We start from the raw sequence: 20662 nt of genomic DNA, 5'->3' as shown, positions 1-20662 counted from the left end.
TCATGGTCAGAATATCCCCGGATTCTGCTTAATGAGTGATTTCGCCTCACCATCGAGGCGATATACCACTTCCTGCGTCACATTGATGTTCAGATTTATCACGATCGGCTTGTCCGGCGCGGACACATTGACGCACGCACAGGTGCCGCCGGCCAGCAGGATCACCGTCACTCTCTTCATCGTGCGCCAGCGCGATTGCCTCTTTTGCTTCGTCAGTTCCATCATCGTCATGGCAGTTTCTCGCTTGCGGGGGGCTGAACGGGCATGGGCGGTTTGGCGCGTTTCTTCTGTTCCTCGAGCAGGGTGGGCAGGTTGCGTTCGATCAGCCGCCGGGGATCGTAGAAGGACGATACCGAATCGAGCAATCCCCGGAACGGCGCCTTGATGTGGATGTTGAACACGAACGGCAGCTTTTGGAGACGGCGGACGAGGAAGTTGGATTTCGCCCCCTGCCCCTGCGATACCCCGGCGAAGCGCACCTCGGTCACCATCTCGCCGGCGAGCGGGCCGTTCATCACGATATCGAGGTTGCGGTAGCGCAGCGATTTCAGCGCCTGGAACGCGATATTTCCCCAGGTGCCAAGATCCTTCTCGGTCAGTTCACCGACATAGGCGATACCGCCGCCGCCCTCGCGCACCACGAGCTTCCCGCCCTCGATCCGGCCGCCGGACTGGTCGAACGCGATCGGCAACACCCCGTCGAAAACGCCGCTCGCGTCGAGGTTCTTGAAATCGAACTGCTGGAGAAACTGCGCCGCCTCCGCGCCCTTCACCCGAAAGGTAAGGCGATGAGCCTCGGGCGCCGCAAAATCGAGCAGGCCGGGATCGAGCGTCAGTTCGCCGCCTGCGAAAGGCCAGCGCGCGCCCTCGATTCGTACGCGCGTGTTTGCGAGCGTCTGATAGGTGACGCGCCCGTCGTTGACCGGCACGCCCGGATTGATCGACGCCACTGTCATCACCTGCCCCGGCGCGCTTTCCAGCGCGAGCAGATCCGTAAAGCGGATTTCGCCTTTGATGCCCGTGACGGGACCGAACGCCGCGGCAAGATCGATTCCGGCCGTGCGGAAGGTTCCGGTGGACGCCACGCCCCCGGCATTCCACGAAATATCGCCCTCGCCGCTGACCGCGCCGTTCACGTCCGCGATCACGCCGAACGTCAGCGGTGTGAGTTCCTCCGGTTGGAACTCCTTGCCGAAAGTGATCCCCGGCACGACCAGCCGAGCGTCGCCGGCGCCACTCGACAGCACGTGGCGAATCGCCACATCCGCGACCTTCACGCCCTTCTTCGGTTCGCGCAGCGCACCGGTGGCGGTGATAACCCCGTCGGCCAGCCGCAACGCCACGTCGCGCGCGGCGAGCGGCCGGAAACGAGCGTTCGCCGCCTCGTCACTTACCGTCAGCCCCCCGGCTATATTCAGCACGCTCCCGCCGAATCGCCAGCGGCCCACCGCGTCGGTCAGTCGCAGCGGGACATTCCCGATCTGCCCGCTACCGCTGGCGAAACTGCCGGCAAAGTCGCCTCCGGCGAACCCGCCAGCCAGCCTGCCCAAATTCAGCGTCGTCTGGCCAGATGGTTCACCCAGCCTCACTCGCACCGTTTCGGCCGCGAAGCCGGTCGTGCCTGCGGTCAGCGCGGACGCGGACAGGTCGAGTGGGCTGGAGCCGAGGCGCCCCACGAGCCGGGGGGTGACGATCCGTGCACCATAAGCGGCGCGCCCGCCAATCGAGCGGAACAGCGCCGTACCGGTTGGGCACAAGGTCAGCCGCGTCTGGTTGAGCGCCAGCCCGCCCGTCGAAAGTCGATCGAATGCAAGCGGGGAGCAGTCCGGGTTGAGAGCCACGTCCCCAGCGCTGACGAGCGCTGTCAGTGGGATGCGCAGGTTCTCCACTCGCCCATCACCCAGCGGGCCGGAGAGCGTGGCGATCGTGCGGATCGAGATCGGGCCGCCACGTCTCCGCGTGAACGCAATCGGGGTGACAGACAGCCGCGCGTCGCGCGTGGCGTAGGGCGCCATCGTCGCGTCGCCCGTCAGTGTCGCGCCAGCAGCTTGCTGCCGCGCCGCGATCCGCATCGCGGGGAAACCACCGCCCGAAATGCTCGCCACGCCGTCGATCAGCATGCCGGCGGGAGCGCCCAGTACGATCCCGGCGCCATCCCCGAACGTCAGCCGCGCCCCGCTTGCCGCCTCCGCATCGAGACTGGATAGCGTCAGCAGGCCATCGCCCGCCAGCCCTGCCTCCGCCCTCACATCAAAACGCTGCGCCGCAACCTCACCCGCGTACGCCAGAGCTTGCGCGATCGGGCCGAGCGGCGTGCCGTTCGCCGCCGCAGCGCCGCTCGCAATCCGGGTAAGCATCACGCGATCCAGCGCCATCCCCCGCGCCTGGGCCGAGCCTGCAATTACCGGCCGGCCATCGACGATCCGCCAATTTCCCTTGAAGCCAAGCCGCTCCCCCATCGCCGAAGGCAAAGAAAATGCGCTGCTGGCCAGGTCGGCACGCCCCTCGGTCCGGCGGGCGGTGCCGGCAAAATCGAGGTTTCCGCCAAGGTTTGCGATATGTACGCCCGCACCGCTGGCGGCGCCCACGAGCACGGCTACGCGGCCAGACCAGCGATCGAACGATGGCCCCAGCAGCATATCGACGTTGGCGCGCGCCAGGTTGAAGGTCGCCGGACCGCAACGCGCCCGGGCGATCCGCACCGGCCCGGTGAACCGTGGCCCCGCGCGCCCGATCGCGATTTTCACAAAGGCGGTAGGGCGCGTCAGCGCGCAGCCGTTGGCAGAGATCTCTTCGCCAAGCGCGGCAACAGTTCCACGGAAGCCATTGCTAAGCCTCCCGTTTCCGCTGATCTTCGCGGCGATTACGCCATGATCGGTTTCCAGACGGACACGCGCATCTTCGATTTGGGCATCGATGTCAGGCAGCGCGAATTTTTCGCCGCCAGACCCGCTCGGCAGCAAGCGATCGATCGCGCCCAGCGAGAATGTGCCGTCAGCCAGCCGCGCGCGCATTCGAACCCGGCCAGCACGAATCCCTGCAATATACGGCCCCGCGATGCCGACGGCGATCCGCGTCTCCACCCAGTCGGCGACGAGATCCGGCTTCGCCGGATCACCGATCACCACATGCGTCAGCCGCTGCGTGCGCGGCCCCAGATCGGCGATCCGGTAGCTTGCCGCAACATTCCTGCGGGCTAATTCCCGATCGATGAAGTCGGTCGCGATCGGCACGCGTTCCAGCCACACAACGCCCGTCAGAGTGACGCCAAGCGCGCCCAGCGCGATGCCGACGCGGCGTACGCTGCGGCCGCGCAACGCGCGCGGGGGTGGCGCTTCACCTTCCTCCACCGCCGCCCGCAACCCTTTCCATTCGTTCGATGGTTGATCCATAGCCGCCGATACAACGCGCAAGCAATTGCATGGAGCCGTGCGCGGCCTTACGCTCGATCACAATGGCCGACGGCGACCCTCCCGCTTCCGATGCCGCCGGCCACCGCGCGCGCCTGCGCGGCCGGCTGCTGGCGCGCGGCGGCGGGGATGCCCTGCTCGATCACGAACTGATCGAATATCTTCTGACGCTCGCCATTCCGCGCCGCGACACCAAGCCGCTGGCAAAGGCGTTGTTGAGAGAGTTCGGCGGGATCGGTGGTTTGCTGACCGCCGACGCCGAGGCGCTGACGCGCGTGCCCGGCATGGGCGAAACCTCCGCCGCCGCGATAAAGATCGCCCATGCCGCCGCGCTGCGCCTGCTCCAGGCCGAGGTGAACGCGCGCCCGGTATTAGCGAACTGGCAGGCGTTGCTCGATTATCTTCACGCCGACATGACGCATCATGTGATCGAGCGGTTTCGAGTGCTGCATCTCAACACGCGAAACATGCTGATCCGCGACGAAGTAATGAGCGAGGGGTCGATCGACACCGCCCCGGTGCATGTGCGCGAGGTGATCCGCCGCGCGATCGACCTTGGCTCCGCCTCCATCATCCTCGTCCACAACCACCCTTCCGGCGATCCCTCGCCCAGCCGCGCCGATATTGAGATCACGCGCGCGATCGCTTCCGCCGCCCGCGGGCTTGGGATCACGGTTCACGATCATATCGTCATTGGCGCGAGCGGGCATGTGAGCCTGCGCTCGAAGGGGCTGATCTAGTCCAGATTTGGTCGCAGCAATCGCCTTGCCCGTTCAAGGTCGACGCCGCGCCGCGTTGCGTAATCCGCGACCTGATCGTCCCCGATCCGTGCCACGCCGAAATATTCGGCCTGCGGATGCCCGAAATAGAAGCCCGATACAGCCGCCGTCGGGAGCATCGCGAAGCTTTCGGTCAGGCTGATCCCGGTCGCGCGGTGCGCGTCGAGCATCTCGAACAATTGCGTCTTGAGGCTGTGTTCCGGGCAGGCCGGATAGCCCGGCGCGGGGCGAATGCCGCGATACTTTTCGCGGATCAGCGCCTCATTGTCGAGTTGCTCGTCGGGCGCATAGCCCCATAACGTGGTGCGGACGTGCTTGTGCAGCGCCTCCGCGAGCGCCTCGGCCAGCCGATCTGCCAGCGCCTTGAGCAGGATATCGCTGTAATCGTCGATCGCCGCCTTGAACCGCGCGAGATGCGGCTCGATCCCGTGAATCGATACGGCGAAACCGCCGATCCAGTCGCCCTTCGGATCGACGAAATCGGCAAGGCACATATTCGGCCTCCCCTCACGCTTGACGATCTGCTGGCGCAGGAACGGCAGGCGTACCACGTCCGTCCCCTCCACAAGGTCAAGAAGATCGAGCCCGCGCAATTCCTCCGCGTTGAAATCGCCCTTCAGATCGACGATCACATCATCCTCGTTTCGCGCGCATGACCACAGGCCGGTGACAGCGCGCGCGGAGAGCCACTTCTCCGCGACGATGCGATCGAGCATCTTCTGCGCGTCGTCATAAAGCGAACGCGCGCTTTCGCCCACCACTTCATCGTTCAGGATCGCGGGAAAATTGCCCGCCAGTTCCCAGGCCCGGAAGAACGGCGTCCAGTCGATATAGTCGCGCAGCGCCGCCAGGTCCCAGTCGCGGAATACATGGACCCCCGGTTTCACCGGAGTTGCCGGTTTCAACGCCATATCCGCCTTGAATTCGTTGGCGCGCGCCTTTTCAAGCGGGAGTAGATCATTCTGCCCCTTGCCCTCTCGCGCGGCGCGGACGGCGGCATATTCGTCGGCCATCTTCGTCACATAATCGTCGCGTTGCGTATCGCTCACCAGCGTGGTCGCGACACCCACCGCCCGGCTCGCATCGAGCACATGCACCACGGGCCCGGAATAGGCCGGGGCGATGCGCAGCGCGGTGTGGACCTTCGAGGTGGTCGCGCCGCCGATCAGCAGCGGCATCTTCATGCCGGCCCGCTCCATTTCCTCGCCCACCGTCACCATCTCGTCCAGGCTGGGGGTGATGAGCCCGGACAGGCCGATCATGTCCGCATCATTCTCATTCGCGGCCTGAAGAATGGTCGACCAGGGCACCATCACGCCAAGGTCCACCACCTCGAACCCGTTGCACTGAAGCACGACGCCGACGATGTTCTTTCCGATATCATGCACGTCGCCCTTCACGGTCGCCATGATGATCTTGCCCTTGCCCTTCGCTCCCGGCTCCTTCGCGGCCTCGATGAAAGGGAGGAGGTGTGCCACCGCCTTCTTCATCACGCGCGCGGATTTGACCACCTGTGGCAAGAACATCTTGCCGGATCCGAAGAGGTCGCCGACGACGTTCATCCCGTCCATCAGCGGGCCTTCGATCACCTCGATCGGGCGGGAGACGGCAAGCCGTGCTTCCTCCGTATCCTCGACCACATAAGCGTCGATGCCCTTCACCAGCGCATGTTCCAGCCGCTTGGTGACGGACCAGCCGCGCCATTCCTCCGCCGCCTTTTCCGCCGCCGCATCGGTGCCGCGAAAACGCTCCGCCAGCGTGACCAGCCGATCCCCGGCATCGGGATCGCGGTTGAGCACCACATCCTCACATGCCGTGCGAAGTTCGGGGTCTATCGTATCGTAAACGTCCAGCTGTCCGGCGTTCACGATCGCCATGTCCATCCCCGCCGGAATGGCATGGTACAGAAAGACCGAATGCATCGCGCGTCGCACCGGCTCGTTGCCGCGAAACGAGAAGCTCAGGTTTGAGAGGCCACCCGAAATATGAACGTGCGGGCAGCGCCGCCTGATCTCGCGCGTAGCCTCAATGAAATCGACGCCGTAATTGTTGTGCTCCTCGATCCCCGTCGCCACCGCGAACACATTGGGATCGAATATGATATCTTCGGGCGGGAAGCCGATCCCGGTCAACAGCTTATACGCGCGCTCGCAGATCTCGATCTTGCGCGCCTGCGTATCGGCCTGCCCTTTTTCGTCGAAGGCCATCACGACGACAGCCGCGCCATAAGCCATGCATTTGCGCGCATGGGCGAGGAACGGCTCCTCCCCCTCCTTCATGCTGATCGAATTGACGATCGGCTTGCCGGAGACACATTTCAGACCGGCCTCGATCACTTCCCATTTCGAGCTGTCGATCATGATCGGCACGCGCGCGATATCCGGCTCGGCGGCGATCAGTTTGAGGAAGGTCGTCATGGCCTCCACGGCGTCAAGCAGACCCTCGTCCATGTTGACGTCGATCACCTGCGCCCCGTTCTCCACCTGCTGGCGCGCAACCTCGACGGCGCGAGTGTAGTCGCCCGCCATGATGAGTTTCTTGAACGCCGCCGACCCGGTGACGTTCGTACGCTCGCCGACGTTGACGAAGAAGGTGGAGGATGGAGTGGTCACGAAAGTTCCGAACTGGAAAGAGGGGGAGCGGCCGGCATCATGCGGCCATCGTGAACGGCTCAAGGCCGGCGAGCCTGGTGCGCACGGCCGGGGTGGGGATCACGCGCGCGGGGAGCCCGTGGACCGCATCCGCGATCGCCTTGATGTGCGCCGGGGTCGATCCGCAACAGCCGCCCAGCACGTTGACCTGCCCCGCATTCGCCCATTCGCCGACCAGGCCGGCGGTGGTCATCGGCGCCTCGTCATATGCGCCGAGTTCGTTGGGCAGCCCGGCATTGGGATAAACCATGATAAGCGTATCAGCTATCTCGCTCAACGATTTGACATGCGGTCGTAATTGCTCAGCCCCGAATGAACAGTTCAGCCCGATCGTGATCGGCTTGGCGTGGCGCACCGCATGCCAGAACGCCTCGACCGTGTGGCCGGACAGGTTACGCCCCGACAGATCGGTCAGCGTCATCGACAGCATGACCGGCAGATCGCGTCCAAGCGCTTCCCCCGCCTCGATCGCGGCCATGATCCCGGCCTTCGCGTTGAGCGTGTCGAACACGGTTTCGATCAGTACGAAGTCCACGCCGCCGTCGACCAGTGCATCGATCTGCTCACGATACACGTCTTTAAGGTGATCGAAGTCGATCTCCCGATAGCCGGGGTCGTTGACGTCCGGGCTGAGTGAGAGCGTCTTGTTGGTCGGCCCGATCGCCCCGGCGACGAAGCGCGGGCGCCCGTCCTTCGCCTGAAACTCGTCCGCGACACGGCGCGCCATCTTCGCGCTTTCGACATTGATCTCGCGCACCAGATGCTCCGCGGCATAATCGGCCTGACTGATGCGGTTGGCGGAAAAGGTGTTGGTCTCCGCGATATCCGCGCCGGCCGCGAAATAGGCGCGATGAATCGATTCGGGCACTTCAGGCTTGGTCAGCGCCAAGATGTCGTTGTTGCCCTTCTGATCGCGGGCGAGGCCAAGATCGCCGGCGTAATCCGCCTCGGACAGTTTCCAGCTCTGGATTTCGGTGCCGAATGCGCCATCCGTTATCAGGATTCGTTTGGCGGCTTCGGCATTGAAGATTTCGCGGATGTTCATGACGATTCCCTATGCCGCAACGGCTTGCGCATCATTTCTCGCACGTACTCCGAGCAGATGGCAGATCGCGAAGGAGAGTTCGGCGCGGTTGAGCGTGTAGAAGTGGAATTGCTTCACCCCGCCCGCGTAAAGCTTGCGGCACAACTCCGCCGTCAGCGTAGCGGCGACGAGCTGGCGCGCCTCCGGCAGATCGTCCAGCCCCGCGAACAGGCGCCCCATCCATGGCGGCACCTCGGTGCCGCACAGCGCGCTCATCCGCTGCACTGCGGCGAAATTGGACACCGGCATGATGCCGGGCACGATCTCCGCGCCAATCCCCGCCGCCGCCACGCGGTCGCGGTAGCGGAAGAACGTCTCGGGCTCGAAGAAGAATTGCGTGATCGCCCGCGTCGCGCCGGCATCCACCTTGCGCTTCAAATTGTCGAGATCGGCGACCGGATCGGCCGAATCGGGATGGCTTTCGGGATAAGCCGCCACCGACAGCTCGAACGGATGCAATCGCCGCAGCCCGGCGACCAGTGCGGCGGCATTCTCATAGCCGCCCGGATGCGCCTGATAGTGCGCGCCCTGCACCGGCGGATCGCCGCGCAGCGCGACGATATGACGCACGCCCGCCGCCCAATATTCCCGCGCTACCGCATCGATCTCCTCGCGCGTCGCCTCGACACAGGTAAGATGCGCGGCCGCCGGAATAGTCGTTTCGCGCGCGATCCTCGCGACGGTGGCATGCGTGCGCTCCCTGGTAGAGCCGCCCGCGCCATAGGTTACCGAAACGAAACGCGGGCCGAGCGGCGCGAGCGTATCGATCGATCGCCACAGCGTCTCCTCCATCTTTTCCGTCTTGGGCGGGAAGAATTCGAAGCTCACATCGATATCGCCCGCCACATCGGCATAAAGTGGGCCATCCAGCGCGCGGCGCGCCTCCTCGAGCTGGTTGAGCGATAGAGTCATGCCGCCTTCACCTCACGTAACGCCGCGCCCTGACGGACACCGAGCCATAATTTCACGGTCAGTTCACCCCCCGCGAGCGTCTCGATCCGTGCCATCGTCAATCCCGCTGCGGCGAACCAGCGCTCGATCTGCGCGTCGGAGAAGCCAAGGCGGGTGTGCGCATCCCGCGCCCGCAACTCCTCGCGATCGTGTGGCGCGAAATCCGCGATCAGCAGCCGCCCGCCCGGCGCGAGCACCCGCGCCGCCTCGGCGATGGCGGCCCCGGGCTGCTGCGCGAAATGGAGAACGTGATGAACGATCGCGACGTCCGCCTCCCCATCGCCCATCGGCAACGCATACAGGTCCGCCTGGCGCAGCTCGATATTGGCCAGCCCCTGCTCGCCCAGCTTGGCGCGGGCGAGCCGCAACATTTCCGAGCTTCGATCGATGCCGAGCGCGGTTTTGGCACGCGGCGCGAACAGTTCGATCATCCGACCGGTCCCGGTGCCGATATCGATGAGCCGCCGCATCGGCGCATCTTCGAGCGCGGCGAGCATCGCGGCCTCCACCTGCTCCTCCGCGACATGGAGCGAACGGATCGCATCCCATTGCCCGGCATTCGCCTCGAACCACGCTGCCGCCGATGCCGCGCGATCCGCGCGCACCGCGGCCAGCCGGGCCACGTCCGCCGCCGTCTGCCGGTCAGGGCTGGCCGCTTCCCAGGCGTCCAGTGCCGCCGCGATCGGCGCCACCGCCTGCGCCGCGCCAAGCGCGACGAACACCCAGCTTCCCTCCTTGCGACGTTCAGCAAGGCCCGCATCACACAGGATCTTCACATGGCGCGAAACACGCGGCTGGCTCTGCCCCAGCACCTGCGCCAGCTCGCCCACGGAAAGCTCCATCGTGCGCAACAGCCGCACGATACGAAGCCGAGAGGAATCAGCCAGAGCACGGAATATTTCGAGTGCGTCCATCATCGAGATTAAGATATAAAGATATCTTTATATCAGGTCAACGCACGATCAGTTTTAGCCGTCTTGCGGAGCAAAGAAGGCTGCGCCACGTTTACCGCTCCAGATCCGGGAAAGGGAATGACCACATGAAAACTATCTTTTCAGGCGCGGTCGCGCTCGGCATGGCCATGAGCCTCGGCGCCTGCAGCAAGAATGCGCAGGATCAAAGCGCGGACGCCGCCAATGCGATTGGCGCGGATATTTCCGCCACCACGCGAAACGCGGTGGATGACGTGCAGGCCGCCACCGATCACGCGCTCGACAGCGCGGGCGCCACGCTGGACAATGCCGGTGACAGGATGAAGGCCGGCGCTGAAAAGGCCGATCATTCGCTCGATCACAAGCTCGACAAGGCCGGCGATTCGATCGAGAACGGTGCCGACAAAGCGCGTGATGCCACTGGCAAGGCGCTGAAGGACGCTGGCAACGCGATCGAGAAGCAATGATCGATCGGCTCGCGGCGGGCGCGCTGCTTGCGTTGCTCGCCGCCTGTTCCTCTCAACCCGCCCCACCCGGCGCGGTGAGCATCGATGAAGACCGTCAGTTGAATGAGGCAGCAGCGATGCTCGATGCTAACAGCGTCAGTGCGGCGGAAGTCGCCCGCAATGAGGATCGGCAACAATGACCCCACGTCGCCTCGGCTCGACTGATCTTGAGACCATTCCGCTGGTGCTAGGCGGAAACGTGTTTGGCTGGACGGCGGATCGCACGGCCAGCTTTGCAGTGCTCGACGCGTTCGTGGATGCGGGCGGCACGATGATAGATACGGCGGACGCCTACTCCGCCTGGGCGCCGGGCCACGTCGGAGGGGAATCCGAGACGGTTATCGGCGATTGGTTGCGCGCCAGCGGCAAGCGTGATCGCATATTGATAGCCACGAAAGTGGGCATGCTCTCGGGCGAGGGCGGCGAGAAGCTCGCTCCTGCTCGGATCGTCGCCGCGTGCGAGGCATCGCTGAAGCGGCTCGGCACCGATCGCATCGACCTTTATTTCGCGCATCGCGACGATGAGGCGACCCCGCAGGCTGCGGTGATGGAGGCTTTCGGCAAGCTCGTCGACGCCGGCAAGGTGCGGGTGATCGGGGCATCCAATTTCCAGGCCGCGCGACTGAAATCCGCAAACGAGGCGGCGGCAGAAGCGGGATTGCCGCGTTATCACGTGCTCGAGCCGGAATATAATCTCGTCAGCCGCCACAGGTTTGAAGGCGAGCTTCAGGATTATTGCATCGAGCACAATATCGGCGTCACGCCTTATTACGGGCTCGCATCGGGCTTTCTGACGGGCAAATACCGTACGCGCGACGATCTGGGCAAAAGCGTGCGCGGCGGACGCATGGGCGACCTGCTTGACGGTAAAGGCGCGACCGTCCTTGCCGCGATGGATACGGTGGCGACGGAAACCGGCGCCAATCTCGCGCAGATCGCATTGGCGTGGCTGATGGCGCAACCGGGCGTCACCGCGCCGATCGCCAGCGCACGAAACCTCGCGCAACTGAACGAGCTGTTGCCGGCGACGACGCTGGCGCTTTCGGCCGATCAGCTCGCCCTTCTCACCAACGCCGGGGCGTGACGCGCCTCGCCCCTGGTAGCGGAATGGAAACCCCTGTGCGATAAGGCGGGCGCGATGGTTCACCCCTCCTATATCGCGCTCGGTGTTGCAGCGGTCTGCGCCGCTACGTCGGTGACACTGGCGACAACCCGCGCGCCGGCGCCGCGGATATTGATATCGCAGGCGGTGCCGCCGATCGCGCCGCTGCCCGATCGGTCGCGCGATCCAGCCGCCTATACGATCAAGCACGTCCTGCCGATCAAGGGCGCGATGCGCATGGGCGATTTCCACTGGGACGAAAGCGGCGCGCCCAGGGACGGGCGGATCGTCATCACGGTCGATCTCGTCGCACAGGTCATCAGCATCTTTCGCGACGGTTATGAAATCGGCACCGCGGCCGTGCTCTACGGCGCCGACGCCAAGCCGACTCCAACCGGCGTCTATCCGATCACGCAGAAAGACGCAGATCACGTATCAAACATCTATGATGCGCCGATGCCATATATGCTTCGCCTGACCAACGACGGCATCTCGATCCATGCCAGCGAGGTGCGCGATGGCTATATGACCCATGGCTGCATCGGCGTGCCCAGGCCGTTTGCGAAAAAGCTGTTCGACGCCGTCAAACTTGGTGACACGGTGATCGTCACCCACGGCGAGAAGCTGGGCGTTGGCAAGCCGGTAACGGCCGCCTGACGCCTCAGTTCACCGGCGCGCGCCGCCGATAGCTCAGCGCTTCCGCGACATGCGTGCGGCCCACCTGCTCGGCGCCCGCAAGATCCGCGATCGTCCGCGCCACGCGCAGCACGCGCGTGTAGCCGCGCGCGGAAAGCCGCATCGATTCCGCCGCCTGCGCGAGCAGCGCCCGTCCCGCGTCATCGGGCGTCGCATGAAGGTCCAGCGGCGCGCCGTCAGCGTCGGCATTGGTGCGCGCCGCATCCTCGCGATAGCGCGCCGCCTGCACTGCGCGCGCGGCGGCAACGCGCCCGGCGACCTCCGCCGACCCTTCCGCCGGCGCGGGCATCACGAGATCGGCCGCGGTGAGCGCCTGAACCTCGACATGGAGATCGATGCGATCGAGCAGCGGGCCGGAAACCTTCGCCTGATAATCCGCCGCGCATTTCGGCGCGCGGGCGCAAGCGAGGCTCGCGTCGCCCAGATGACCGCAGCGACACGGGTTCATCGCCGCGACAAGCTGAACCCGGGCCGGAAAGGTGACGTGCGCATTGGCGCGGGCGACGCTGACCGTGCCCGATTCGAGCGGCTGCCGCAATGAATCGAGCACCGCGCGCTGGAACTCCGGCAGTTCGTCGAGAAACAGCACGCCGAGATGCGCGAGGCTCACCTCCCCAGGCTTCACGCGCAGCCCGCCGCCGGTAAGCGCCGCCATCGAGGCGCTGTGATGCGGGCTTCGGAACGGACGCATCCGGGTCAGTTTGCCGCCGGTGAGCGTGCCCGCCACCGACTGAACCATGCTCACCTCCAGCGCCTCGGCCGCATCGAGCGGCGGCAGGATACCCGGCAGGCACGCCGCCATCAGCGACTTGCCAGCGCCCGGCGGGCCGACGAACAGCAGATTGTGGCCGCCCGCCGCCGCGATCTCCAGCGCGCGCTTGGCCGTTTCCTGCCCCTTCACCTGTCGCAGATCAGGCCCGTGCCGCGCCTCGGCAACGTCGCCGGGCGCGGGCGCCGCCAGCAACTGGTGACCCTTCAGATGATTGATAAGCGAGATGAGGTCTGTCGCGGCGATTACCTCGATCGATCCGCTCCACGCCGCTTCCGGCCCCTGCGCGGCGGGGCAGATCAGCCCCTTCCCCGTCTCCGCCGCGTGGAGCGCCGCAAGCAACACGCCGGGCGACGGCGCGAGGCGACCGTCGAGCGTGAGTTCGCCGACGATCACATAATCCGCCAGCGCCTCCGCATCGACCACGCCCATCGCGGCGAGCAGCCCCAGCGCGATCGGCAGATCGAAGTGCGAGCCTTCCTTGGGCAGATCGGCGGGCGACAGGTTAACCGCGATCCGCTTGGGCGGCAGCGCCAGTCCCATCGCGGCGATCGCCCCCCTCACCCGTTCGCGGCTTTCACCTACCGCCTTGTCGGCCAATCCCACGAGATTGAACGCCGGCAGGCCCGGGATGAGCTGCACCTGCACCTCCACTCCCCGCGCTCCAGCCCGAGATACGCCACCGTCGCGACCAATGCTGCCATCTTACCCCCGTAAGCCATCACTCATAACGGGTTCCGCACGAACGAAAACCTCCCTTCCACCGGCTTGCGCTCTTGGCGGACCTGCCCCAAATGCCCGCCATGCCACAGCGCCACCCCGTCTCCCGGATTATCCAGCTTACGCTTGGCGGCTTGTTGTTGATCGGCGCGGCGGTGCTGGGGCCGCTGCCGGGGCCCGGCGGCGTCTTCCTGTTCGCGGGCGGAATGATCCTGATCCTGCGCAATTCGCGCTGGGCGCAGGTGCGCTGGGCGCGGCTGAAGCGCCGATGGCCGCGCACGGGGCATCTCGTCGACCGCGCGATGCGCCGGCCGAGCGCGCTGCGCCGCCACGCCCGCAACCGCGCCGCGCAGCAGGCCCGTGACCCGCAAACGCGATCGCGTTGACTTGAAACCGTCATTGGCTTATGCGGCGCACCAATCGGGCCGTCCTTGCGTGACGGCCTTTAGTTTTTCAGATTCGGGAATGAGCGATGAAGCGGACCTTTCAGCCGAGCAACCTGGTGCGGGCACGCCGTCACGGCTTCCGTTCGCGGATGGCGACGGTGGGCGGTCGTGCGGTGATCCGGGCGCGTCGCGCGCGCGGCCGCAAGAAGCTGTCGGCCTGAGTCGCCGGCCGCTTGCGCGGCTGACGAGGCGATCGGAATTTCTAGCCGCGAACGCCGGGCGTCGGGTGCCGATGCCCGGCTTTGTGCTGCTTGTGCATCCGCGCAGCGACGATGACGAGACGATTCGGGTCGGCTTCACCGTCACCAAGAAGATCGGCAACGCCGTGGTGCGCAATCGCATGAAGCGCCGGCTGCGTGCACTCGCCCGCGACCTGATGCCCGAACAGGGTATCGCCGGCGCGGATCATGTGCTGATCGGCCGCCAGACCGGCAAGGAGCGGGATTACGCCACGTTGCGCGCCGAACTGGCCAAGGCGCTGGAAAAGGCGAAACGCCGATGATCTCCCGGCTGCTCGTGCTGCTGGTGCGCGCGTGGCAGCTCGGCCCATCCGTGATGCTGCCGCCCACCTGCCGCTATCAACCTTCGTGTTCCGCCTATGCAATCGAGGCGCTTCGCCGCTATGGGGCAGCGCGCGGGAGTTGGCTTGCAGCGCGGCGTATCGCGCGCTGCCATCCGTGGGGCGGTCATGGCTATGACCCGGTGCCGTAATGTGGTTGCCGTAAGACAGGATCTGACGTGAGCGAAGAAAACAAGAATTTCGTGCTGTTCGCGGTGATCGCGGCGCTGATCCTGTTCGGCTGGCCGGTGATCCAGAACAGGTTCTTCCCGGCCGCCAACCCGCCGGTGACAAAGATTGAGGGCGGCAAGACCAAGGTGGTCGAGGGCAAGGTCGCCGCGACCGCCGATGCCCCCGGCACGGTGCGCGATCGCAAGCTCGTCCTCGCCGAAACGCCGCGCGTGAAAATCGCGACGCCAACCATGCAGGGCTCGATCAACCTGAAGGGCGCGCGGATCGACGATCTGGTGCTGACCAACTACAAGGAGACGATCGCGAAGGATTCGCCGCCGATCCGCCTCCTCTCCCCCGCGGGCACCACCGATGCCAATTTCGCCGGCTTCGGCTGGCGGGACGACGGCCTCGCGCCGCCCGCGGCGGACGCGGTGTGGACTGCCTCGTCCGACACGCTCACGCCGGAACAGCCGGTAACGCTCTCCGCCGCCAACGCCAATGGCCAGCGTTTCCAGATCGTGCTGTCGGTGGACAAGGACTATATGTTCACGGTCAGGCAGACGGTCGCGAACGGCGGGCAGCGGCCGGTTCCGGTCGCGGCGTTCGGCCTCGTCAACCGGGCAGGCGTGTCGAAAGATCCGGCGAGCTGGACGATCCATACCGGCCCGATGTCGGTCAACAACGGTGCCGCCAATTATTCGCCGAATTTCAAGGATATCGACAAGGCGCCGGAGAAGTTCACCACCACCGGCGGATGGCTCGGCTTCACCGACAAATACTGGCTTACCGCGCTGCTGCCCGATCAGGCGCGCAGCTTCGACGGTCAGTTCCGCGCCGGTGCGAACAACACCTATCAGGCGGATTACACCGCCGCGCCGCAATTGCTGCCTCCCGGCCGCCAGGTGACGCAGACCAGCCGCTTCTTCGCCGGCGCGAAGGAGGTGAAACTGCTCGATCGCTACACCGACAAGGAAGGCGCGACGAAGCTCGATTATGCGCTGGACTGGGGCTGGTTCCGCCTGATCGAAAAGCCGATCTTCTATTATCTGGACTGGCTTTTCCGCATGGTCGGCAATTTCGGCGTGGCGATCATCATCCTGACGCTCACGATCCGCGCACTCGTTTTCCCGATCGCGCAGCGGCAATATGCCTCGATGGCGCATATGCGCGCGATCCAGCCCAAGATGAAGGCGCTCCAGGAACGCTACAAGGATGACAAGCAGCGCCAGCAGCAGGAAGTCATGGCATTGTACAAGGCGGAGAAGGTCAATCCGCTTGCCGGCTGTCTGCCCACGCTGATCCAGATCCCGATTTTCTACGCACTGTACAAGGCGCTGATGCTGACGATCGAGATGCGGCACCAGCCGTTCGTTGCGTGGATCAAGGATCTCTCGGCACCCGATCCGCTCACGCCGGTGAACCTGTTCGGCCTGCTCAATTTCACGCCGCCGCATTTCATCGCGATCGGCGTCGTACCGATCATCCTTGGCATCAGCATGTACTTCCAGTTCAAGCTGAATCCGACGCCGATGGATGATACGCAGAAGCAGGTGTTCGCGCTGATGCCATGGGTGCTGATGTTCGTGATGGCACCGTTCGCGGTTGGGCTCCAGGTTTACTGGATTACCACCAACGTCATCACGATCATCCAGCAGCGCGTGCTCTACGCCCGCCACCCGGCATTGCTTGAGGCCACATCGAAGTGACGTTCGACGACGACACGATCGAGGCCGCGCGGAAACTTTTCGCCGGCCCGATCGAATTCCTCAAATCGGCCCCCGCGCTGCAGTTCCTGCCGGCGCCGATCGTGCCGGAAGTCGCTTTCGCCGGCCGATCGAACGTGGGCAAGTCATCGCTGCTCAACGCGCTTGCCGGGCGCAAGGCACTCGCGCGTACCTCCGTCACGCCGGGCCGCACGCAGGAGCTGAACTTCTTCGATGTCGGATCTCCGCTTGCGTTCCGGCTGGTCGATATGCCCGGCTACGGTTTCGCCAAGGCGCCGAAGGACATGGTGAAGAAGTGGCGCTTCCTCGTTAACGATTATCTGCGCGGGCGGCAGGAGTTGAAGCGCGCGTTGGTGCTGATCGACAGCCGCCATGGCATCAAGGATGTCGATCGCGAGATACTGGAGATGCTGGATCGGGCGGCGGTCAGCTACCGGCTCGTCCTGACCAAGGCGGACAAGGTGAAGGCGACCGATCTGGCCGCGATCGCCGAGCAAACCGCCGAGGAAGCTCGCAAGCGTCCCGCTGCGCATCCCGATATCATCGCCACCTCATCCGAAGGCGGTCTCGGCATTGCCGAGCTGCGCGCGGCCGTGATCGAGGCGATCCGCTAGCCGCTTTTTGCGCACCTCCCCCCTCGCGGCGCGGCAAAAATCCGCTATCGCTTGTCCGCACTCATCCACCAACGCGGGCAGCCACGCATGAAGCTTATCATCGGCAACAAGGCCTATTCCTCCTGGTCGCTGCGCGGCTGGCTCGCCTGCCGTCAGTCCGGCCTGCCATTCGATGAGGTGGTCGTCCCGCTGTACGATCAGGATTGGGACAAGCGCCGCGAGGGCGACGAATTCGCGCCCTCCTCCGGCAAGGTGCCGATTCTGTGGGACGATGACATCGTGGTGTGGGACAGCCTCGCGATCGTCGAATATCTCGTCGACAAGGTCGGCCGCGATAAATTCTGGCCGGAGGATGAAGCCGCGCGCGCCATGGCGCGCTCGATGGCGGCGGAAATGCACTCCAGCTTCGCCGCGCTGCGCCGCGAATGCGGGATGAACACCCGGCAGGTCTATCCGCCCAGGCGCCCGTCTGACGAAGTGATCGCCGATCTCACGCGGATCATGGAATTGTGGGCGCAGGCGCGTGCCCGCTTCGGCGGCAACGGGGATTTCCTGTTCGGCACGTTCGGCGCGGCGGACATCATGTTCGCGCCGGTCTGCACCCGCATCGTCACCTATTCGCTGCCGGTCGCGCGCTTCGCCACCGGCTATGTCGAGGCGGTGCTCAACCATCCCTTCATGCAGGACTGGATCGCCGCCGCGCAGGAGGAGGAGTGGGTGATCGAGAAATACGAGCAGCCGGCGGGCCAGGCGTGACGCTGGACGCGCTGGCGCTCGCCGAGAAGCTGATCGGCTGCGAAAGCGTCACCCCGGCAAGCGGCCGGGTGTTCGATGTGGTGGAGGCGTTGCTGAGGCCGCTCGGCTTCGCGGTCGATCGTTTCACCGTTGGTGAAGCGCCCGACGGCCCTGTCGAGAATATGATCGCGGTGCGCGGTGAAGCCGGCCCGCATTTTGCCTTCGCCGGCCATCTCGACGTCGTGCCGCCCGGCGACGGCTGGGCCTCCGGCGCGTTTGCCCCCGAGGTGCGCGGCGACCTGCTATACGGGCGCGGCGCGGTCGACATGAAAGGCGCGATCGCTGCCTTCATCGCCGCCGCGTCGCGGGTGCCCGCTACCGGCACCGTCAGCCTGCTGCTCACCGGTGACGAGGAAGGCCCCGCGATCTATGGCACGCGCGCCATCCTTGATCGCATGGCGGCGCGCGGGTTGAAGCCGGATCTGTGCCTCGTCGGCGAGCCTACCTCGGTCGAGCGGCTGGGCGACATGATAAAGATCGGGCGGCGCGGCTCGGTGAACATCTGGATCGACGTGCCGGGCAAACAGGGCCACGTCGCCTACCCCCATCTCGCCGACAATCCGATTCCCAAGCTGGTCGCCGCGCTTTCGGAGATCGAGGCAATCACGCTCGACGCGGGCAATGCCTGGTTCCAGCCGTCGAACATCGAGGTCACGGATATCACGGTCGGCAACCCCGCCACCAATGTGATCCCTGCCCGCGCCACCGCGCGCCTGTCGATCCGTTTCAACGACGAACAGAACGGCCCCGATCTCGCCGCTCGGATCGAGGCGATCATCCACGCCCATGCGCCCGAGGCGAAAGTGGATGCACGGATTTCGGGGGAGGCGTTCCTGACCGAGCCTGGGCGGTTTTCAGCCATGGTGTGCGATGCGATCACCGCGCGGACCGGATTGACGCCGTCGCTCTCCACTACCGGCGGCACATCGGATGCGCGCTTCATCGCCGCGATCTGCCCGGTGGTGGAATTCGGCCTCGTCAATGCGACGATGCACAAGCTTGACGAGGCGGTGGCGGTAGAGGATCTCGCGACCCTTGCCGATATCTACGCCGATCTTATCACCCGATCGACACATTCCTGAAATTCGGCTCCAGATCATCGAGCGCGGCGGACCAGGCCAGGAAATCCTCCTCCGCCATCGGGCGGGCTACGCCATAGCCCTGGATCGCGTTGCACCCGGCAATACGCAAGAGTTCGGCCTGCGCAGGGGTTTCCACCCCCTCGGCAACGGCTTCGCAACCAAGGCCGTGGATCAGCCCGATAAGCGCCGCGGTGATGAGCCGCGCCTGCCGATCCTCCTCGATCACGCCGATCAGCCCGCGATCGAGCTTGATGCGATCGATCGGCAACTGCCGCAGCCGCGCGACGCTCGAAAGCCCCGTGCCGAAGCCGTCGATCGCGATCTTGGCGCCCTCGTCACGCAACTGCGCCAGCGCGGCGATTGCGTCGCCACGTGCGTGCGCCGCCACCGTTTCGTTGATTTCAAGTTCGAGCAATCGCGGCGGTGCGCCCGCCTCGCGCATCGCCGCCCGCAGCCGCGCGAAGAAATCGGCGCGATCGATCTGGCGCGGGCTGACGTTGATCGCCAGCCGCCCCTCGAAGCCAAGCAATCCCCAGTGCGCGATCGTCCGCGCGACGCGAGCGAGCACCCAATCGCCAATCTCGACCATCAGGCCGCTGTCCTCGGCACGCCCGATGAAGGTGCCGGGCAATCGAAGCCCGTCGACCGGATGGCGCCAGCGCAGCAACGCCTCCGCCGCGACGACATTGCCGCTGGAGAGCGATACTTCCGGCTGGAACACCAGGGTGAATTCATCATGATCGATGGCGTCGCGCAATTCGGCATCCAGCCGCGTGCGGCTCGCCATCTCCTCGGCTAGTGCCTCGCTATATAGCTCGAACCGGCCCCGGCCATCCGATTTGGCGCAATACATCGCGGCATCCGCGCAGCGCATGAGATCATGCAGTGTAAGCCCATGATCGGGCCGCAGCGCGATACCGATCGAGGCGCCGATCGTCGCTTCGCCATTCATCAGCGGAAAAGGCGTCGCGAGCGCTTCCAGTATCTGCGTCGCCACCCATCCCGCCTCGCGCGGATCGGCCAGCACGGGGAACAGCATCGTGAATTCATCGCCGGCCAGCCGCCCGATAAGCGGCGGATATATATCCTCCTCGGCGACCGCGCGATCCGAAACCACCCGCAGACGGTCGGCGACCATCGCCAGCAGCATGTCGCCACAGGCATGGCCATGCGTATCGTTGACCGTCTTGAAGCGATCGAGATCGATGAAGAACAATGCCCCGACCTGCGGCGCCGTTTCGGCAAGCAATCGCTCGGCGCTGGTGCGGAAATTGGTGCGGTTGGCAAGGCCGGTTATCGGATCGAACAGCGCAAGCCGCTGGATGTTATCCATATTGTCCGTAAGCTGCGCGAACAGGCGGTCCATCGCGGTCGCCAGTTGCGGAACGGCGGTGCGTATTTCGTCGGGCACACACTGCCCGATCTCGCCATCGGCGGCGTCCGCCAGCCGATCCACCGCCTTGTCGATCGCCTCGGCCGTGTTCGCGACGATGCGCTGGGTGGAGGCCCAGCACATTACCGCGCAAACGATCGCCGGGATAAAGGCGGTGGTATAGGAATCGGCGGTGAAGCCATCGCGCGCGGTAACAAGCAAAGCCAGGAAGAACGCGACGCCGCCTGCGTAAAATGCGAACGACACCGCCTTACTCCTAAGCGTCACACGCTCCC

At 65.2% G+C, this 20662-nt stretch carries 20 protein-coding genes and 1 pseudogene; 13 read left to right on the top strand and 8 right to left on the bottom strand.

Annotated elements, in window-relative coordinates:
* Window positions 1–6: 6 nt before the first annotated feature.
* Both ACM61V_RS08915 and ACM61V_RS08910 read right to left on the bottom strand, forming a co-directional pair.
* Window positions 7–231 carry a YnbE family lipoprotein gene (locus ACM61V_RS08915; protein ID WP_171007495.1) on the bottom strand — a complete coding sequence of 75 codons (225 nt, stop codon included), beginning with the start codon at window positions 229–231 and terminating at the stop codon, window positions 7–9.
* On the bottom strand, window positions 228–3392 hold the full coding sequence (locus tag ACM61V_RS08910; RefSeq protein WP_137785823.1) for a YdbH domain-containing protein: 3165 nt from the start codon (window positions 3390–3392) through the stop codon (window positions 228–230). The genes ACM61V_RS08915 and ACM61V_RS08910 overlap by 4 nt, the downstream gene beginning before the upstream one ends.
* A 62-nt stretch (window positions 3393–3454) precedes the next feature.
* Between ACM61V_RS08910 and radC the strand changes: the two genes are divergently transcribed.
* Entirely contained in the window at window positions 3455–4150 is a 696-nt protein-coding gene (radC, locus tag ACM61V_RS08905) for a RadC family protein (RefSeq protein ID WP_137785824.1), read from the top strand.
* Here the strand turns inward: radC and metH are convergent.
* The 4 genes from metH to ACM61V_RS08885 are packed head-to-tail and all read right to left on the bottom strand — an operon-like array spanning window position 4147 to window position 9792.
* Window positions 4147–6801 (bottom strand): methionine synthase, encoded by a 2655-nt coding sequence (gene metH, locus ACM61V_RS08900; RefSeq protein ID WP_419713951.1) that lies wholly within the window; start codon window positions 6799–6801, stop codon window positions 4147–4149. The genes radC and metH overlap by 4 nt on opposite strands.
* Before the next feature lie 37 nt (window positions 6802–6838).
* Window positions 6839–7885 carry a homocysteine S-methyltransferase family protein gene (locus tag ACM61V_RS08895; RefSeq protein ID WP_137785826.1) on the bottom strand — a complete coding sequence of 349 codons (1047 nt, stop codon included), beginning with the start codon at window positions 7883–7885 and terminating at the stop codon, window positions 6839–6841.
* Between the two features lie 9 nt (window positions 7886–7894).
* Entirely contained in the window at window positions 7895–8836 is a 942-nt protein-coding gene (gene metF / locus ACM61V_RS08890; RefSeq protein ID WP_137785827.1) for a methylenetetrahydrofolate reductase [NAD(P)H], read from the bottom strand.
* Window positions 8833–9792 carry an ArsR/SmtB family transcription factor gene (locus ACM61V_RS08885; protein WP_137785828.1) on the bottom strand — a complete coding sequence of 320 codons (960 nt, stop codon included), beginning with the start codon at window positions 9790–9792 and terminating at the stop codon, window positions 8833–8835. Before ACM61V_RS08885 ends, metF begins: the two co-directional genes overlap by 4 nt.
* 122 nt (window positions 9793–9914) lie before the next feature.
* Here ACM61V_RS08885 and ACM61V_RS08880 point away from each other — a divergent pair, with 122 nt between their 5' ends.
* From ACM61V_RS08880 to ACM61V_RS08865, 4 genes are read left to right on the top strand one after another with little or no spacing between them, the layout of a single operon-like run.
* The gene (locus tag ACM61V_RS08880) at window positions 9915–10274 is read left to right on the top strand and encodes a hypothetical protein (protein ID WP_137785829.1); all 360 of its coding nucleotides are present in this window, start codon (window positions 9915–9917) and stop codon (window positions 10272–10274) included.
* Window positions 10271–10453, top strand: coding sequence for a hypothetical protein (locus ACM61V_RS08875; RefSeq protein ID WP_137785830.1), 183 nt, complete (start codon window positions 10271–10273; stop codon window positions 10451–10453). The genes ACM61V_RS08880 and ACM61V_RS08875 overlap by 4 nt, the downstream gene beginning before the upstream one ends.
* Window positions 10450–11397, top strand: coding sequence for an aldo/keto reductase (locus ACM61V_RS08870; protein ID WP_137785831.1), 948 nt, complete (start codon window positions 10450–10452; stop codon window positions 11395–11397). The genes ACM61V_RS08875 and ACM61V_RS08870 overlap by 4 nt, the downstream gene beginning before the upstream one ends.
* A gap of 54 nt (window positions 11398–11451) precedes the next feature.
* Window positions 11452–12072: a L,D-transpeptidase family protein gene (locus ACM61V_RS08865; protein WP_137785832.1), complete on the top strand. Its 621-nt coding sequence runs from the start codon at window positions 11452–11454 to the stop codon at window positions 12070–12072.
* 4 nt (window positions 12073–12076) lie between these two features.
* Here ACM61V_RS08865 and ACM61V_RS08860 read toward each other — a convergent pair.
* Window positions 12077–13584, bottom strand: a pseudogene (locus tag ACM61V_RS08860) (YifB family Mg chelatase-like AAA ATPase).
* A gap of 90 nt (window positions 13585–13674) precedes the next feature.
* On the opposite strand from ACM61V_RS08860, the gene ACM61V_RS08855 reads away from it, so the two are divergent.
* The 8 genes from ACM61V_RS08855 to dapE all read left to right on the top strand — a co-directional run bounded on the left by ACM61V_RS08855 (window position 13675) and on the right by dapE (window position 18994).
* The gene (locus ACM61V_RS08855) at window positions 13675–13986 is read left to right on the top strand and encodes a hypothetical protein (RefSeq protein ID WP_249341439.1); all 312 of its coding nucleotides are present in this window, start codon (window positions 13675–13677) and stop codon (window positions 13984–13986) included.
* A gap of 86 nt (window positions 13987–14072) precedes the next feature.
* Window positions 14073–14207, top strand: coding sequence for a 50S ribosomal protein L34 (gene rpmH / locus ACM61V_RS08850; RefSeq protein WP_017978410.1), 135 nt, complete (start codon window positions 14073–14075; stop codon window positions 14205–14207).
* Window positions 14204–14548 carry a ribonuclease P protein component gene (gene rnpA, locus ACM61V_RS08845; protein WP_137785962.1) on the top strand — a complete coding sequence of 115 codons (345 nt, stop codon included), beginning with the start codon at window positions 14204–14206 and terminating at the stop codon, window positions 14546–14548. Before rpmH ends, rnpA begins: the two co-directional genes overlap by 4 nt.
* Window positions 14545–14757 carry a membrane protein insertion efficiency factor YidD gene (gene yidD / locus ACM61V_RS08840; RefSeq protein ID WP_137785834.1) on the top strand — a complete coding sequence of 71 codons (213 nt, stop codon included), beginning with the start codon at window positions 14545–14547 and terminating at the stop codon, window positions 14755–14757. Before rnpA ends, yidD begins: the two co-directional genes overlap by 4 nt.
* A 27-nt stretch (window positions 14758–14784) precedes the next feature.
* Window positions 14785–16485: a membrane protein insertase YidC gene (yidC, locus tag ACM61V_RS08835; RefSeq protein ID WP_137785835.1), complete on the top strand. Its 1701-nt coding sequence runs from the start codon at window positions 14785–14787 to the stop codon at window positions 16483–16485.
* Window positions 16482–17117, top strand: coding sequence for a ribosome biogenesis GTP-binding protein YihA/YsxC (gene yihA, locus ACM61V_RS08830; RefSeq protein ID WP_137785836.1), 636 nt, complete (start codon window positions 16482–16484; stop codon window positions 17115–17117). The genes yidC and yihA overlap by 4 nt, the downstream gene beginning before the upstream one ends.
* An 87-nt stretch (window positions 17118–17204) precedes the next feature.
* Entirely contained in the window at window positions 17205–17873 is a 669-nt protein-coding gene (locus ACM61V_RS08825; protein ID WP_137785837.1) for a glutathione S-transferase family protein, read from the top strand.
* Window positions 17831–18994, top strand: coding sequence for a succinyl-diaminopimelate desuccinylase (gene dapE, locus ACM61V_RS08820; RefSeq protein WP_249341441.1), 1164 nt, complete (start codon window positions 17831–17833; stop codon window positions 18992–18994). Before ACM61V_RS08825 ends, dapE begins: the two co-directional genes overlap by 43 nt.
* On the opposite strand, the gene ACM61V_RS08815 is transcribed toward dapE, so the two are convergent.
* Window positions 18972–20633 (bottom strand): putative bifunctional diguanylate cyclase/phosphodiesterase, encoded by a 1662-nt coding sequence (locus tag ACM61V_RS08815; RefSeq protein WP_419713950.1) that lies wholly within the window; start codon window positions 20631–20633, stop codon window positions 18972–18974. The genes dapE and ACM61V_RS08815 overlap by 23 nt on opposite strands.
* Between the last annotated feature and the right edge of the window lie 29 nt (window positions 20634–20662).

This window comes from Sphingomonas sp. TX0543, assembly GCF_048565505.1.
Taxonomy (GTDB): Bacteria; Pseudomonadota; Alphaproteobacteria; order Sphingomonadales; family Sphingomonadaceae; genus Sphingomonas.
The sequence above is the reverse complement of the archived record's forward strand: the minus strand, read 5'-3'. Positions and strand labels throughout refer to the sequence as shown.